Source organism: Pseudoalteromonas sp. JSTW (genome assembly GCF_013423925.1).
In the GTDB taxonomy this organism is placed as follows: domain Bacteria; phylum Pseudomonadota; class Gammaproteobacteria; order Enterobacterales; family Alteromonadaceae; genus Pseudoalteromonas; species Pseudoalteromonas lipolytica.
The window spans coordinates 187,510-204,827 of sequence record NZ_CP058973.1; the positions used below are offsets into that span (position 1 = coordinate 187,510).

The 17,318-nt window shown below is 40.4% G+C and carries 16 protein-coding genes; 2 read left to right on the forward strand and 14 right to left on the reverse strand.

Annotated elements, in window-relative coordinates; genetic code table 11:
- The first annotated feature begins 33 nt into the window (after positions 1–33).
- The gene (locus GZH31_RS17145; protein ID WP_036972798.1) at positions 34–984 is read left to right on the forward strand and encodes a LysR family transcriptional regulator; all 951 of its coding nucleotides are present in this window, start codon (positions 34–36) and stop codon (positions 982–984) included.
- Here the strand turns inward: GZH31_RS17145 and GZH31_RS17150 are convergent.
- Entirely contained in the window at positions 981–2,030 is a 1,050-nt protein-coding gene (locus GZH31_RS17150) for a GGDEF domain-containing protein (protein ID WP_074989126.1), read from the reverse strand. The genes GZH31_RS17145 and GZH31_RS17150 overlap by 4 nt on opposite strands.
- Positions 2,031–2,223: 193 nt before the next feature.
- Positions 2,224–3,072, reverse strand: coding sequence for a DUF6279 family lipoprotein (locus tag GZH31_RS17155; RefSeq protein WP_180311860.1), 849 nt, complete (start codon positions 3,070–3,072; stop codon positions 2,224–2,226).
- 545 nt (positions 3,073–3,617) lie between these two features.
- On the opposite strand from GZH31_RS17155, the gene GZH31_RS17160 reads away from it, so the two are divergent.
- Positions 3,618–4,340, forward strand: coding sequence for a tetratricopeptide repeat protein (locus tag GZH31_RS17160; protein ID WP_036972801.1), 723 nt, complete (start codon positions 3,618–3,620; stop codon positions 4,338–4,340).
- 19 nt (positions 4,341–4,359) lie between these two features.
- Here GZH31_RS17160 and GZH31_RS17165 read toward each other — a convergent pair whose 3' ends face one another.
- From GZH31_RS17165 to GZH31_RS17220, 12 genes are all read right to left on the reverse strand, one after another.
- Positions 4,360–5,775, reverse strand: a complete 1,416-nt coding sequence (locus GZH31_RS17165; protein WP_180311913.1) for a coniferyl aldehyde dehydrogenase — start codon at positions 5,773–5,775, stop codon at positions 4,360–4,362.
- Positions 5,776–5,909: 134 nt separating this feature from the next.
- The gene (locus tag GZH31_RS17170) at positions 5,910–7,340 is read right to left on the reverse strand and encodes an SLC13 family permease (protein WP_227006889.1); all 1,431 of its coding nucleotides are present in this window, start codon (positions 7,338–7,340) and stop codon (positions 5,910–5,912) included.
- A 57-nt stretch (positions 7,341–7,397) separates the two neighbouring features.
- A complete protein-coding gene (locus tag GZH31_RS17175; protein WP_180311861.1) occupies positions 7,398–8,357 on the reverse strand; it encodes a porin in 960 nt (319 codons plus the stop codon).
- Between the two features lie 205 nt (positions 8,358–8,562).
- Complete coding sequence (locus GZH31_RS17180) at positions 8,563–9,933, reverse strand: sigma-54 dependent transcriptional regulator (protein ID WP_036972805.1); 1,371 nt, start codon at positions 9,931–9,933, stop codon at positions 8,563–8,565.
- The gene (locus tag GZH31_RS17185) at positions 9,930–11,669 is read right to left on the reverse strand and encodes an ATP-binding protein (RefSeq protein WP_036972806.1); all 1,740 of its coding nucleotides are present in this window, start codon (positions 11,667–11,669) and stop codon (positions 9,930–9,932) included. The genes GZH31_RS17180 and GZH31_RS17185 overlap by 4 nt, the downstream gene beginning before the upstream one ends.
- 22 nt (positions 11,670–11,691) lie before the next feature.
- A complete protein-coding gene (locus GZH31_RS17190; RefSeq protein WP_074989123.1) occupies positions 11,692–13,674 on the reverse strand; it encodes a TonB-dependent siderophore receptor in 1,983 nt (660 codons plus the stop codon).
- A gap of 204 nt (positions 13,675–13,878) precedes the next feature.
- Entirely contained in the window at positions 13,879–14,151 is a 273-nt protein-coding gene (locus tag GZH31_RS17195) for a hypothetical protein (protein WP_036972808.1), read from the reverse strand.
- Positions 14,152–14,303: 152 nt separating this feature from the next.
- The gene (locus GZH31_RS17200) at positions 14,304–14,555 is read right to left on the reverse strand and encodes a hypothetical protein (RefSeq protein ID WP_036972993.1); all 252 of its coding nucleotides are present in this window, start codon (positions 14,553–14,555) and stop codon (positions 14,304–14,306) included.
- A gap of 43 nt (positions 14,556–14,598) precedes the next feature.
- A complete protein-coding gene (locus tag GZH31_RS17205) occupies positions 14,599–15,003 on the reverse strand; it encodes a DUF1761 domain-containing protein (RefSeq protein WP_074989122.1) in 405 nt (134 codons plus the stop codon).
- A gap of 151 nt (positions 15,004–15,154) precedes the next feature.
- Entirely contained in the window at positions 15,155–15,688 is a 534-nt protein-coding gene (locus tag GZH31_RS17210; RefSeq protein WP_065979120.1) for a response regulator transcription factor, read from the reverse strand.
- On the reverse strand, positions 15,685–16,893 hold the full coding sequence (locus GZH31_RS17215) for an ATP-binding protein (protein WP_074989121.1): 1,209 nt from the start codon (positions 16,891–16,893) through the stop codon (positions 15,685–15,687). Before GZH31_RS17215 ends, GZH31_RS17210 begins: the two co-directional genes overlap by 4 nt.
- 17 nt (positions 16,894–16,910) lie before the next feature.
- Positions 16,911–17,315 carry a DUF4440 domain-containing protein gene (locus tag GZH31_RS17220; protein ID WP_036972813.1) on the reverse strand — a complete coding sequence of 135 codons (405 nt, stop codon included), beginning with the start codon at positions 17,313–17,315 and terminating at the stop codon, positions 16,911–16,913.
- Positions 17,316–17,318: the final 3 nt, after the last annotated feature.

Genomic DNA, 17,318 nt, shown 5'->3' on the forward strand with positions numbered 1-17,318 from the left:
CAAAATGGCATCAATAATGTTTTAGGAACTGCTATGGATACCACCAGCCGCCTGTTAATGCTACTTGAGGTAATAGAACGAGGCTCGTTTGCAAAAGCCGCTGAATCGAGAAATATCGACCGCTCCGTTATCTCTAAACAAATTAGCCGCCTCGAAGACGAGTTAGGCGTTCGCTTGCTTAATAGAACCACGCGCTCGTTTTCATTAACTGCAGCAGGGGCTGAAATGATCAAAAAAGCCGCTGAACTCAGAGATCTCTTAAATGAAACAGTGCGACTAGCTGAAAACTATCACCAAGAACCGCGAGGAACCCTTAAAATCACTTCCTCAAGTATTCTTGGCAAACGCTACATTCAACCGGTTATTAACGACTTTCAAAAACGTTTTCCGCAAGTAGAAGTGGAACTTCGTCTAGACGACAGATTAATTGATTTAGTGTCTGAGGGTTACGATCTCGCGTTTCGTGTTGGCGAACCAAAAGACTCCTCGTTCATCGCGCGTAAAATTGCACGTAACCGGATGTTGCTCTTAGCCTCGCCTGAGTTTATTGAAACCTACGGTATGCCAACATCTGTAGAAGATTTAAAAGAACTGCCAGCAGCCAGCTACACCAGTCCGAGTAAGCGTATAAGTGGTATTCGTTATCGCAATGCTAATGGCGATATTATCGAGCAAAATATTAAAAGTGTTTTCAGGGCTAATGACGCAGAAGTACTTCTTATGAAGGCTATTTCAGGAAACGCGTATGTGCTCGCTCCTGCCTTTATACTTGAAAATGAAGTAAAGCGAGGTGATTTAGTGCCTATTTTGACCAACATTGAATTACTTGATTACAGTGCGGTGTATGCTGTGTATCCACACAGAGACCTGCCAGTCAGAACACGCTTATTTTTTGATGCTATGCGTGAATACATAGGTAAAGATATCCCCATTTGGGAAGCAAATATCCCTAATTACGATGCCATGTATCAAAAAAGTACTTAGCTTGCTTTATCTGTATCGCAAAACAGTTGAGAAATATTTAACTCATAGGCTGTAACAACACGATTACGTCCTTGCTGTTTTGCCTGATATAAGGCGTCATCAGCCCGTTTTATAAAGTTTTTAAGGGTTTGCTTTGGCATATAACACGCAACACCAATGCTAATGGTTACATTAATTGTGTGCTCATCTATTTGGTAGTCAATTGTGGCTAATTGCTCACGCAACATATCCGCAAATTCAAACGCACTCTGTGGGTCACTTGCAGGTAAAAAGATAGCAAATTCTTCGCCACCAATACGAAACACATAGCCTTTATTAAGCCGTTGCCTAAAGAAACTGGTGACCTCTATTAACACTCTATCGCCTACTTCATGACCGTACTGATCATTAATTTTTTTAAAGTAATCAAGGTCGAGCATTAACATAAACAAACCATTTTTATGAGTCAGCTCAACTTCGAAATAATGAGTCATTGCGAGTCGATTGCCAGCCCCTGTGAGAGGGTCTAACAAGGCTAAATTTTCAAGACGCTTTCCATATTCTGCACGGCTATTTTCAAAACTGTGCGACACAGCCCAAATGCTGATATAGACAAACGAGAGGTTGAGTAACGAATTAACAGAGTTTAACGGTACTAAGGTCTCTTTACTGAGTAAAGTAATGCCTTGGATGATGGCTATTCCAAACGAGAAAAATAGCCCATATCGCTTGCCTAATAACAAATAATACAAAATGGGCAGAGCGCACGTCCAAATAAATAGCAGGTTTTTAATATCACCAAAATGCGTACCAATAACAACAAGCAGACTCAAAAAAACGCACAGAGTGAGCGATTGCCACAGATGGCCATAGTGTTGTCGTGTGTAAAAATAGGTGTGGAAACAAAAAACGGCAAAGAAAACTTCGAGTATGCCAAGCACAGCAAAGTCGTTATAGAGTAAATTATAAAAAGCGAATATTGTTGCAAGTACGCCCAAACAAAAGCTCATCCATTTAAGAACGTTATTTCGTAAAGCCTGAGTGCCTCTCAGCGCACCAATATCCATCAAGTTTCTCGCTTTGTTATGATTACTTGATTTTAGCGTGAAACAAATTAATTAGGAACATTTTATTAACAGTGAACAGCGTTAAGGTAAGCTCTTTACACTACATCCCTATTATTACTACATAGTATCTCTTTGGATTAGTAGCACACGCTAATAACAGAACCGGCTTAAATATTCAGTTCAAAATAAACAACTAATCGTTGATTAACGCTGTCACTTCTTCGATCAGATCATTAAATTCATTGCGTACATTTTTTTGCTGTTTGTCTGTTAATGTTGATTTAAGTGCTAACAATAGTTTCACGTAATTCTCTAAATTTTTGTCGTCAGCGTTAATAAGTGCTTGGCTCATGAACGCAACTCGGTCGTTAATAATAACCGCAAGTTGTTGATCAAAATCGGCGGGCTTGGTTTCTTGTAAAAATAACGTTTTAAGTGCATCTAAACGTTTTTGTTTGTACTGCATCCAGAGCAAAAAAGTATCGACACGCTGATGAGTGAAATCGACAACCAATGTTTTTTGTTCAGTTGATAACTTTGTACCAAGCCACTCTTTATAGGTATCAAGGTTGTCATCTAAACGCGCTTTATCATGCTCTGCTGGCGTTTTTTGTTCATGCTCTTCATATTCATCGTTAATGTTCTCTTGTAACGCAGCCACAAACTCAACACGCTGCTTGTAAGACAATGTATTTGCTAATGCAATTAACTCAGGTTCAAGTTTTGTCACTAATGTTTGCCAATGCTGTTTGGCAGCTAAGAAATGGGTTTTTAATTCATCATGACTAACATTTTTATCAAGTAATGATCTTAAATGTTCGAGATCACGCTTGTACAAAGGCAATTGCGTTTCTCTGTGCCAATCACGGCTAGTTTGAACTATGTGTTTAAACTTATCTGCTTGGTCGCTATTCAGGTCGACATAGTCGTCTATCCAAAACCCAGACAACCAGCCAAGATTGTTATAGGTAAAACTAGGTGAACATCCTGCAATGCCAAGCAATATGCTAAGTGCAATAAGGTACTTTGCTATTTTTTTCATTTGTATTTGTAAAATCCTGTTCCTGTCTAATTACTTTAGCAAGTTGATAGAGAGTGTAAATATGCAATGCCTGCATTTTAATGAAATTAATTCTCATTTAACTATTGACGAACAGTTAAACCTAAGTAATAATCGTTATCAACAACTTGGTTCGCTAAACTGTTTATACCGCAGTTTCAATACCTACAAGGGTTTGATGCTGTTCCACCAAGTTTATTCAAGACGTAACTCTTGAATGATGGTTGCTTCCTCGACCCGAGCACCGACATAAAACGTTACACTTTACTTGCTACATTGCTCATATCGGTGACGGTAGATATGACCTCAAAAAGCCCACTCTGGGCTTTTTTTATTTCTTTAGTTTTTCTATTAAAATCTGTATCTTAAGCCTACTTGTTAATTACTAAGCGTGTCGGTGTCTATAAATTAGGCATTTGCAGTAGTTGGGTCTAAACTAACAATATGTTTTGCCCATTTGCTGATACGGCAAGGCTTTTATCAATACCCTAATTATTGATATTTAAACACACATTTGGAGGCAGACTATGATCAAGCCTAATTTAAAATCACTATTGCTAAGCAGCGTGTTACTTCTTTCACCGTTTGCCAATGCAAGCCTAGAAGATGCTCAACTCGCAGCGAATGAAGGACGTTTTGAAGAAGCACTTCAAGAATTTAATTACCTTGCAGATCGTGGCTATGCACCCGCTATTTATGAATTAGCTAAAATGTACGAAGGTGGGTTCGGTGTTCAGCGTGATTACCGTAAAGCAGCAGAGCTTTACCAAAAAGCCGTTAAGCAAGTTCACGCAGATTCAATGTTTGCACTTGGTGTACTTTACCAAGAAGGTAAAGGGGTAAAACTAGACAAAGAGAAAGCAATATCACTTTACGAAATGGCAGCGCAAAAAAACCACCCTGCAGCACAATATAATTTAGGTGTTATGTATGCCAATGGTGAAGGTGTTTTACAGGACTACCGCACAGCAATGAGCTGGTATCAAAAGGCTGCTGCAAATAACTTTACGCTTGCGCAGTATAATATGGCGTTAATGTATTATGATGGTTTGGGCGTTCCAAAAAACCTTGAAAAGTCATATATTTGGAACACAATTGCTGAATACAATGGCAATATGGATGCCAGTCATAGTCGTAAACTTGACGAGCGAAACATGATGCCAGCAGAAGTTGAAGCTGCAAAAGAAAAAGCCGACGCTATTTACGCAAAAATACAAGCGGGATTATACGCCCCTGACGGTCGTTTATAATGACACGAAGTACTTGCGTCTATCGACGCAAGTACATCCATTTTAATAGCGTAATAAGCAATTTATTTTGCTTAAGCAATAGCTGTGTTCTTGGATTAAATTTACCAGATACCAATGTATTTCTGGCATGACTAAAAGTTTTAAACCCTTCTATTCCATGGTAGTGACCCATTCCTGATTCACCAATCCCACCAAAAGGAAGCTGATCTGCGGTCACTTGCATCAACACATCATTTATTGCCAAGGTGCCACTGCGAATCGACTGACTCACAAACGAAATCCTCTCTTTATCGTGGCCAAAAATATACAATGCTAAGGGATGAGGGTGACTATTTATATAGTCAATAACCTGTTGCAATGATTCATAGCTCATTATCGGCAGTAATGGGCCAAATATTTCATTTTGCATCACGTTCATCGCATCATTAACTTGCGTCAATATATGCAAACCCAAACGATGTTTTAAATCGTCATATTGATTCTCTTCAAGCGGCTTAAAAATCTGAGCCCCTTTATCTTCAGCATCCACTAAATATGATTTTAAACGCTGATATTGAGAGTCAGAGACGATTGAAGTTAGGTTTTTTCCCTCAACGCCGTCTTTAAAATGCTGTTTATAGAGCTCACATAGCTGTTGCAGTAATTGATGCTCATGTTTTTTTGGCACGAATACATAATCAGGTGCAACACAAATTTGCCCTGCATTATTTAGCTTGCCAAACAGCAATGTTTTCGCCACTGATTTTATATTCACATCGTCAAGAATCACAACCGGTGATTTACCGCCAAGTTCTAAAGTAACCGGTGTTAAATGCTGACTCGCTGCCTGCATCACCTTACGACCTACTGTTGTGGAGCCTGTAAATAATATGTGTGCAAAAGGCAGTTCACTAAACGCCGCAGCAACCTCGCTCTGCCCTTCAACAATATGGCAATGCGCTGCTAACTCACCAGAAAATATATCCTGTATAATCTCATTGGTATGGGGTGTAAATTCGCTGACTTTTAGCATCACTCGATTACCTGCCGCTAACGCGGTAATGACAGGAACCAGTGCGAGCTGTATAGGATAATTCCACGGCGCAATAACACCGACAACACCTTTTGGCTGATAATTAATATGAGCCTTAGAGGGCCACAAACTAATACCCACACCACGCGACTCATTGCGAGCCCACTTGGGCAGCCGTTTTATTGTGTCACTGATGAGTTTTACTGTCGGTAATAAATCACCCAGTACGGTGTCAAAAGCAGTGCGGTATCCAAAATCTTTACTCGTCGCCGCAACAAGGGCTTGCTCGTTAGTAATCAGGCTATTTTTTATCTGTTTTAAAATGCTAATACGCTGCTCGATTGGCAAATAAGGTTCAGCCAAAAAAGTACGATTGAGTTGCTGGAATTGAGAATGTAGAAGTCTTTGAATATCAGTCAAAATGTGATCTCTTGAATAGCGACAAATTCAACTATAGCGATCAATAATAACCGCCGCAACTTTCATAGAAGTAAAAAAACAGCGCTCAGGGTGAGCGCTGTTGTTGGTTGGAATAGGTTGGATATTATAAATGTATCTTAAAAGCCAAACACAGCGGCCGCGATGGTCATTGTAATTAGCGTAATCATCGCAATCGCAATAATATTAAGTGCAAAGCCTGATCGGATCATGTCACGCATTTGAATTTGCCCTGACCCAAACACAATGGCATTAGGAGGGGTTGCAACAGGCATCATGAATGCGCAGCTACATGCAATCGCTGCAGGAATAACCCACACTAAAGGCGTTCCAAATACAGATTCAGCAACCGGACCTAATAGCGGTAAGAAACCAGCAGCAGTTGCGGTATTACTTGTGATCTCAGTTAAGAAAGTAATCAATGTTGCAACAGCCAAGACACTCAGTACTAACGGAATCACACTTGCACCTTCAATCATATGAGCGATGTACTCTGCTAGGCCTGATGATTTAATTTGCGCAGCAAGTGTTAAACCACCCCCGAACAGTAATAACACGCCCCAGGGCACTTTTGCTGCACTTTCCCAATCGAGAATACGCTCGCCATCCCCTTTATTAGCAGGTAACACAAACAGCAGTAAAGCAGCAGCAATCGCAATGCCTGTATCCGATATTTTTAACCCTGTTGAGTCAGCCAATAACGGTCTGAAAATCCAACACACTGCAGCAAGTACAAACACTATTGCCACGCCTTTTTCAGCACGCTGCATTACGCCAAGCTCTTTAAGCTGGGTTGAAAATAATGATTTAGTATCTTGGCTCGCATCTTGCGCGCACGGTGTATCCACTTTATAAGCAAACTTAGTTAACCATACCCAGCACAAGATAAGCATGACTGTTGCAAGCGGGACACCCACTTTCATCCACTGTGCAAAACCAATATCAATTTTATAGCTATCTGATAAGTACGCTGCCATTAATGCATTTGGCGGAGTACCAATCAATGTGGCAATACCACCAATGCTCGCGCCATACGCGATAGATAGTAATAATGCTTTGCCAAATTGGTCGTTATCAGGATTAGATTGCTTTACTAACATCGTGATCGACATAGCAATCGGTAGCATCATCACCGCAGTGGCTGTATTTGACATCCACATTGATAAAAATGCCGTCACCAACATCATCGCTAAAATTTGTAGGCTAGGTTTTGTTCCCGCACGAAGCATTGTATTAAGTGCTATACGTTTATGTAGCCCCCAACGCTCCATCGCGATAGAAATTAAAAAACCGCCCAAGAATAAAAAGATCAAAGGGTGAGCATACGGTGCTGCAACCCCTTTGATTGCTGCAATACCAGCAAGAGGTGATATAACCAGTGGTAATAATGAAGTAGCTGGAATTGGCACAACCTCACTCACCCACCAAGATGCCATCCAAAATGCAAGGCCTGCTGTTCTAAGTGCGGGTTCACTCATCCCTGCTGGTGGGTCTATTAAGCATGTTAATAGCATCACTAATGGACCCAATAAAAGCATCACAGTGGTCATCAACGGACGTTGCTCTGTGCCGTCTTTTGTTTGATTAACTAATGACATACCGACTCCTTAAAACTTGTACTTAAGGCCAAGTGCAATGCTGTTATCTGATTCAATATCAAGGTCTAAATCAGTATAGAATAAGTATGCAGTTGTTTGTTTATCAAATACATAGTCAACACCTGCTGTCCATTGTTTACCTTCTTCAGCATGGCGAATTTTAGAGTCGTCTTTTACGTATTGTAATTTAGGGACCCATTTATCAATTGCATAGCTTGCACTTACAGCATAACCATTGCCTTCTTTAGTCCCGTCTGTTGATTCACTACGTTGGATTAAACCGGCTAACTGAAGATTTTCGTGTTTCCACGCTGCGACAACGCGACTTGCCGTTAATTTATTAAGGGCATCAACATGACTGATTGCAACATAATAATTAGCTGATTTTAATGCACGGTCACCATAAATAACGGTTGCAGCAAACCCTGACTCATCATTACTGCTATCGTCTTTTGGCGCGTATGTTAACGCTAATGAAGCACCCGCATATGTTTTAGAGCTATAGGTAATGGTGTCGCCAATCCGGTCTTGCCCTGGGATCAACTGCGCAATATCAGCTTGTGTTTCGTTAAAACCGTCAAGTTTGCCTTCTGAATATTTAAAGCGCGTGTCATTACGACCAACGACAACTTCACCAAAATCGCCCGCTAAGCCTAAATATGTATTGCGTGCTGAGAATGGCTCATTAGTATCATCGTGTTCAAAGCCTTTTACTTGTACTTCGTATTTGAACACTGCTTTTAATGATTCAGTGAGTTTATGACTGCCCTTGATGCCTATACGAGAAAAAGGTGCATCAATTTGCGTACCTTCATCAGCATAGCGCATCACACCAGTATCAGTGTTGGCTATTTGAACTTCGGCTTTTCCATATACAGCGTAGTCAGCAGCCATAGATGAGCTTGCAAAACACGCTAAAATTATACCCGCTGCAACGCGAGTTTTTGTATAAGTTACTATTGTTGTCATTATGCGCCCCTTTATATTAGGTTCAAATTGTTGTTCCTAACACTAGAGGCAAATTAATTGCCAACTCACACAATAAATTTAAAAAACTTAAAATACATATAGTTATGATTAAATCAATTTATTGGCATTGTTTTTATGTGCGGATTTCCACACATTTTTTAAGATGCGATGTCACTTAATCCACCCACACCCACTTTGTGATTGCTTAATCCTTGAACATTTCACGATTAATACCGTACTTACTCATTTTGTCATAGAGTGTTTTACGGGCGATTTGCAGGGTTTGCATGGTATTTTTAATACTGCCATTGTTTCGCTCAAGTGCTTCTTCAATCAGTGACTGCTCATAAAAACTCATTTTTTCAGCGAGACTGAGATCTTGGGCGAGTTGGATTTCGTTGTTACTATCATTATTAGTGGCAAATGCTAAGTCAGAGCCCAACAAAACAGCGCGTTCTGCTTGGTTTCTAAGTTCACGCACGTTGCCAGGCCAATCGTAGGCTAACAGACGTTGTTTAGCTTCGCTATTCAGTGTTGCAGGTGGTTTATGGAATCGAGTCGCCGCAATGGAGCTAAAATGTTTAAACAGCAACGGTATATCAGCTTTACGATCACGTAACGCAGGGATACTCACTTTAACGAGGTTCAGTCGATAATAAAGATCGGCTCTAAACTCACCCGCTTCGACTAAAGAAAGTAGATCAACCTTGGTTGCTGCAACAATACGCACATCAAGATCAACAGCATGATTGTCACCAACGGGAGTAACTTTTCGCTCTTCAAGCACGCGTAATAACTTAACCTGCAAACTTGCTGGGGTCGATTCTATTTCATCTAAAAATACCGTTCCCCCTTTAGCAAATTCAAACTTACCTTGTCGTGATTGTGTTGCCCCCGTGTACGCGCCACTGGCTGCACCAAATAACTCACTCTCAATTAACTGCTCAGGAATTGCGCCACAATTTATGGCAACAAAATTTGCTGAAGAACGATTACTTTGGTCGTGGAGGTAGCGAGCAACTAGCTCTTTTCCGGTGCCTGTTTCGCCTTCAATTAATACATCTGCTGGCGTATCAATCACGGCATTGAGTAAATGCATCATCTGCTGCATTTGTTCGGTTTCACCCAAAATTCGCACGCCTGGTGCTGATGTTTTTTCGACAGCAATTTTCAATGCACGGTTTTCCATCACCAACGCGCGTTTATCGCATGCTCGCGCAATGCAATCTAATAGCTGCTCAGTTAGCGGCTTTTCAAATAAGTCATAAGCCCCTAATTGCATGGCTTTTACTGCGACAGACACGTCTGCAAAGCCCGTTAGAAAAATAACCGGTAGTTCACTATCAAATGCCTTAACTTGTTCTAAAAAGGTTAAACCATCCATCTTAGGCATATTAATATCGCTTAATACAACCCCCTCAAAACGACGACTTAGTTTAGATAACGCCGCCGTTGGTTCGCTAAAGCATTGCACCTGATAGCCTTCAATCTCGAGCAGTTGCTTTAATGAATCACGGATCACCGCTTCATCATCAATAACGATCACCTGTTGGCAGGCATTGGCAACTAAACTCATGAGGTTTCCTTATTGCTTTGTAGTGTAATAATAAACTGTGCGCCCCCTTCAGGGCGGTTATGGGCACTTAATCGACCATTGAATGAGTCGATAATTTGTCGGGAGATAGACAGCCCTAACCCCAAACCATTGCTGGTTTTGGTACTGTAAAATGGCTCAAAAATACTGCCTAATGCATGTTGGTCAATGCCTGGGCCTGTGTCTAATATCGAAAACTTCACTCTGTCGTCAAATAATTCAAGCTCAAAACTCAATTCGCGTTTTTCACATTCAGCCATCGCTTGGCTGGCATTGGTGATTACATTCACTAATACTTGTTCAAACTTTACACTGTCGACCCATACCGTGATATGTTCTGAGATGTCGGCTGTTTTAACATCAATATCATCTTGCTTTAATTGAGCACTGGCGATCATTAATGCATTTTTAAGCATCCGTGATAAGCTCTGTTCACGCAGTTGCGTTTGTGCAGGCTTACTAAAATGCTTAAGTTGAGCAACGATCTTATGTACACGCTCAATGAGCGATTGCACCAATACAAGGTTTTCTGATGCTTGTTCAATATTGCCTTTCATAAGCAATCGCTTTGCACTGACTAAATAAGTGTTCATGGCACTTAATGGCTGGTTTATTTCATGATTAATACCCGCACTTAACTGGCCTATCGTAGCCAGCTTAGCAGCTTGGACAAGTGCCTTTTGCGCTTTTTCGAGTGCATGCGTACGCTCTATCACTTCTTGCTCAAGACTGTGTCTTGAAAATAAGAGTTTTTTATAACCCGCGAAACGAACCATACTCATGTGTATCAGCACGACAACTATCATATAAAACACACTAAACCACAGTAAACGTGGTATTTGTGCAACTTCTAAACCGCTTATATCTACCAGCACGCTGGCCTTCGCATTGATAATATCGATGGTTTCGAACGCGCTAATAAATCGCACTCGCTTATTATTTATTTCGATGGTTTGCTCAGCCGTATTATCACTTAAAGGCTTAGAAGTATAAGCTAATAAACTTGGCGTATGTGATAGGTATCGCCTTGAACTTACAAGCGTTTCCATTTGCTTTTCGCTAAGCGCTTTTAACGAATTTAAACGCCAGCTTTGCACATCAGACATCACGATAACACTGTCTTCAAGAGAAATATGAAAGTGCGTACTGTCTGACGCATTTAGCAATTGCCTGTCTTGCTCAAACTTTTTTGCATTCACTTTTAATGTCACGACGGCAATAACTTTACCGTCTGCAATAACCGGTTCAGAGAAGTATATACCCCGCTCACTTGAGCGCATTCCTAGTGCAAAGTAAGCAACTTTTTCACCTTTTTTCGCTAAATAAAAATACGGCCTAAACGCAAAGTTACTGCCAAGAAAAGTGTAATCGACTTGCCAATTACTACTGGCCACAACAGAGCCAGATAAGTCCATTAAATAAACATCTGATGCACCACTTGCACGCTGGATATCTTCAAGATAATAATTGACGGCTTGTTCACCAACACCTTGGTTAGTTACAAACGTCTTTACTAAATCATTAGCACTCACTAAGGCAGGGATCGTTTGAAACCGTTCAAGTTCACTTGAAAAATAGTGACTTAATTGAACCGCTTGCACACGGCTTAATTGACTGGCTTTTGTGTAATCGTGTTGTCGACCAATGTAAAAAACCAATACAAGCAGCAATATTAAAATAGCACCTGCCGCAACTAACTTTTTACTTAATGATGACATTCAGACCTTAAACACGACACTGCTAGAAATTGATTTGGTAGTGTAGCGATAATTCTTCTGTTGTACCAGCGACAGAGCCATTCTCAACACGTGGATCAAACACGTTATAGTTTTTACCCAATACGTTTTCAGCCTTAAACATTAAATGACTATGCGTATTCAATTGCCATTTAACCGTGCCTCCTAATAAACTATAAGCCGATTGGTTAAACTCATCACCGTTTAATGAAGCCGCATTCACTTGGTCACGCCATAAAATGTTTAGGCTTAGCTGCCAACTATCGTTTAAGTTATAACGGGTAACTAAGCTGGCAAAGCGTTTAAAACTGGCATTTATCGGCTCATGGAAATAGTGTGTATAGGTTCCCGTAAGCGCAAATTTTTTATTATATTGCCATGTAGCATCCAGCTCTAAACCACGGTTATCAGTGTTGAGTGAGTTTTCAAAAGTGAACAGTGTGTCACTGCCTTGAAAGGGCACAGTCTCAATAAAGTCATTAAGTTCATTATAGAAAAGTACCGCATTTGTTTGAAGTGTCGCGTTTTGATAGTGCCAAACAAGTTCAGTGGTTTTAACTGATTCAGATTGTAATGATGGATTACCTTTCGTCACAGAGTCATTAGAAAAAAGTTCATTCGTCACCGGTGTTCTGAACGATTCGCCATATTGAAGCTTTAATGTATGTGACTGATTAATTTCGTAAATGCTTGCTAATCGAGGTGATAATTTACTGTCGATATCTTTAACATCATCATAGCGTGCCCCTATAAAGAACGTGAACGAGTCAGAAAATGGAATCTTTAATTGCCCGTAAGCACTCACCGTTTCAAAGGTATACTTTAATGACGCAAATAAAGGAAAATCTTTAATACGTACAATCCCATTTTGATAATAAGCAGGCGCGAGGATAACTTGTTGTGAGTCACTGTCATAATAGTTAGTACGTACATCGGCTTTTTGCTGCTTTGCCTCAGCATATTCAACGCCTGCAGCTAATTGCCATTGATTATCAAGCTGATAACTTAATTCTGTTGAAAATTTACTGTCATAGGTTTGCCAATCGGGCCCTAATAAAAAGTCTGGCATATCGTCAAATTCAGCAATCAACCCAGCCGTTGATATTGCATGTTTACTGTAAGAGTAATGACTATCTAGCTTGAATTTATCGGTATTAAGCCAATTATATTTAATGCCTATAAACGTATTATCACTGGTGTGTTGGTTTTGTTTCGAATAACCGGCAAGATTTAAAAACTCATCAAGTTGCGTTTCATTGTAACGTGTATGAAGTGAAAGTTTTTTATAATCTAACCCTGCCTCAATATACACCGCTTTTAGAGGGTCTTTTACGTCTTGTGGGTAGCGTTCACCCGATTTACTTTCGTATGATAACGTCGCATACGCCGACACCGTGTCACTAAAATGCTTATAAAACTGTGCTGTTGCTCCGTAACGACCATTGTTGCCTGCTACAGCCTGTAATGCATTACGCTCTTTTGTCGTGACAATATTCATCACACCTAAAAAGGCGTTACTACCGTATAAAGCAGAGCCCGGCCCACGAATAAACTCTATTTTTTCTATTACCTCAATAGGTATGTAAGGCATGTAGACCGAAGCCTTACCAAATGATGATTCATTGACGCGCTCACCGTTGATCATCACCAACACATTACCACTATCTAGGTACACTCCTCGGGCATGATCTTTAGGCACAGCCCCTACCCAATCACCGCGGGTTGATTGCATACCCGCAACAAAATTCATCACTTCATACGCATTATCAACTCCGAGCGCTTGAATTTGCTGACGGCTAAACACGCTCATTGTTGAAGGAACTGATGACAGGGTTTCCGCTGTTTTACTCGCAATATCAACGTGTACATCGAGTAAATCTTCAAAACTTAATGAAAATAAATCTTCATCTTCAGAAGCTTCTGCGCCAAATAGCGCTGCTGGGGAATTTGCGATTAAAAAAAGTGTTGAACATAGTAAAAACTTCATGCTGCGAGACACCCGTAATAATGATTAAATGTTGCACTGCAACACTCTGTTTACACTATTAATACAAAAGATGGGTAAGCTTGCAATCTTTTTATACCAATTCACTTAATTTTATACAGTCTTTGACGCTCTGTACTTGGTGTAATAAAAAAGCCCATGTACTTTATAGTTATGGGCTCCTGTATCATTAGTTTAACGTCTCAATTAGCTAAACTGCTTAACACGCTCACTGCGCTTAGTTTTAAGATATTTGTATAAGCCAATCAATGATGCCGCAATCCAAAATATTTCAATGACAAAGCTGGCCAAGTTAAAGTTATAACACAAACTAATTAACAGCAGCACCGCGCCAGTTAAGTTCATCATGTTATACACAAGCCCTGTCGGGGATGCTTTATTTAGTTGTAACATGAAAAAGGCACCTACTACCAAGAAAGTACCCGTCATACCAATAATATCAAATAAAAGTGCTATCACGTACGTGAATCCATATTGTTCATTTGTTTATACCCAAACAACTGGCCCAATCCATGGGGAGGGTTGTTTTCATTCATTGAAACAGCAAACCGAACAATGGTATCAAAGCAGATAACTTAAACGAGGATAAATGTCCGCATTCTATGTATAAGCTACTTATGCGTCACTTTACCGCCAATAATTTTTAATGCGGGTGTGCCTCTTATCATTGTTTCGCGGGCAAAATGACGATGGCACTGCGGGCAAACACCCGTCTGTGCTGTAAAATTTTGGCTTATACGTTCAACAAAGCACTTAACTAATGCACCTTTGCCGCCTTTGCGGTATTTAAATAATTGGCACTTGCACTGACTACAAAATATATCAACGGTTTTCGTCGGGCCTTTTTTATTGGGTTTAGCCATAAACTCCACACTAAACGCGATTAAAAAACGCATGCTACCATGTCTATGGCCAAAGCCCCAAAACCAAACCCGTTAAAGAGAACTGTAAAATAGAATAGCCAGCGTTCACTAAAAACAATTTAAGGGGTCGTTGCTCAAAAATATAACCAATGCCAAGTGCGCAACTTACCCAACATAAACCGATGATGAACCCTGTGCCTACGGCAACGCCTACATTAACATTGCTACCAATAAATAAAGATAAACTTAAAGCAATTAATAGACACAGCACAAAACTGCCACCAAACACCATGACATGATTGATTTGCTGAAGATCAAGTTCTGTTAAACCGCAGCTCTCCATCCAAATGCGTTTAAAAAGCCACGGAGAATACCAAACAGCCCCAAGAAGAAAAGAAGCAAGCGCAGCAAGAAATACGGCAAAAAAATTCAGTTGAGAAAAATCCATACACCAGACTCATACAACCAATAGGGTTAATTTGACTTTAGTTAAGGAATCCCAAAGCAGCAAATCAAATGTGACGAGTGGTATTTGGTTCTAATACTAAATACCTTTTTTATGTTGTGCTACTTAATTTAACAATACTTAAATATCATCTTTATTGCTGAACGGGTTTCTTTTGAAGTTTACGTTGTAAGGTTCGTCTGTGCATGTTCAACTGCCTTGCTGTTTCAGATATATTGCCATGATTACGATGCAATACGTGTTGAATATGTTCCCATTCGAGTCGTTCTGGCGACATTATTTGTGTTTGCGGCAAAGTATGAGTAGGTTGCTCTGCCTCACTGCCCTCAAGTAATGTTCTCAATAACGATACAAAATCTACGGGTTTGGGTAAATAATCATCTGCACCGAGACGAATCGCTTCAACCGCACTGGCAATACTTGCAAAGCCTGTTAGAAGGATAATACGTGAACGCGGAAATTGCTGGCGCATTGGCTTTATTAACGTTAAGCCATTTTCATCTTTTAACTTTAAATCGACTAAAAAATGACTGGGTGAAAAAGCACTACAAATGTCAATTGCTTGCTGACAACTGTGGGCAAGCTGACAACAAAAGCCATGTTTTGTAAAGCGTCTGGCTAGCGTGTTGGCTAGATTAATGTCGTCTTCGATTATTAATAAATTCATGCCACTTTCAGGGTGATTGTAGCTACAGCCCCCTGCTCTTTATGATTACTCACTGTAAGTGAGCCTTCTAAGCGTTCCAAAGTCACATTAGAAAGCATTACTGCCATCCCCATACCATGTTGACTCGGCATAAGTTGACCCCCTAATGCTGCCATTTGTTGCTCACTTAAACCTTGACCAAAATCACGTAAAGATAAAGAAACCGAATCCGCGTTAAACTGCCAACGAGCTTCTATGTGAGAGTGCTGCTGATTGTTTGCTAATACTGCATTTTGTAGCAAATTCAAAATAGCGGGTAATAACATTGCATCACTCAGAATAGTGCATTTAGGTGGTTCATTTAACCATTCAAGCGTGTGTTCTGGATGATGTAATAATGCAGCATCTGCTATTTCTTTTTGCAGCACATCGACCGGTATTATTGTTTGCGTTTTACCTGTTCTAAGCGCAGATGATAGCGCTCTAAAATGCGCTAGTTGCTCATTGCACTGCTCCAATGGCTTGGCCATTTCTTGTATAATGGGGTCGTCAGCTTGCTGCTCTTTAAGCTCTTCGTAAAGAAATTGCAGGTTTGCTATAGGACTTGCTAACTGATGGGTAATTTGTGCAGCTGCACCATCTAATGTTAACAATTGCTCGTGCCTGAGCTGCTGCTCTCGGCCTCTTGCTATAGTGGCATCGCGTGCTTTAATCGTCCGATTTAGCGCACCGATTATAAATGCAATTACAATCACACTTATCACGAAGTTAACCCACATCCCAATAAAGTGATGAGTCATGTCGATTTGATGCATACTGTGATCAGGCATTTTAAACAGCAAATAGCTATACGCCGCGATAGCAAGCCCGGCTATGTAAGCTAATCCTTTACCATTAACCGACACGGCAGCAATCATAATTGGTAAAAGTAACAGCGACACAAATGCGTTCGTGGCGCCCCCACTCAAAGACAACAATATTGATAAAAATAAGATATCAGCAGTCAACTGCATCAACACGGCAATCGGTTTCGCGTGGTTCACTTTGCGATACGCTAAAATACTGAGCAATTGGAACAGTGCTTCAACACTAATCACAGCCAGTAAAGGGAAGATGGCAACTTGATAATCAAATAAAAAGTATACCGAAACAACAGCAAAAAATTGCACAGCAATAGCTGCACTTCTTAAAGTAAGTAAACGACTAATCGCCGGATCAGTTTGCATAAAAAGCGTTAAGTGACTTAATCGTCATCCATAGAAATAGTAAAGGGAGCGCAAGGTGTTCCTTGATGAAACACCATTTGCCATTGTTGACCATTAAAGCGCCATAGCGACATGCGAATTGAATAATTAAACTCAGCACGGGCGGAACGCCTAAAAGCAGCTTGATAACTCAATTGGGCAATCTCATCACTCAGCATCCGCCCTTTAAAGTGTTGATTATAAAACTGAGGAACGACTTCAGTCGGTAAACGAGTTAAAACCTGAAACTTATTAAACGACGTGCCATTAGCTGAAATTTCAATAAAGTCATCATCGAGCAACGCATCGAGTGCATCTGCAGACTGACGGATCTCAGGTTCTAGCAATTGCCTTTCAGCCTCAATGAGCTGATTAAATAACGTTGCTTTAATTTTACCGCTCATCGT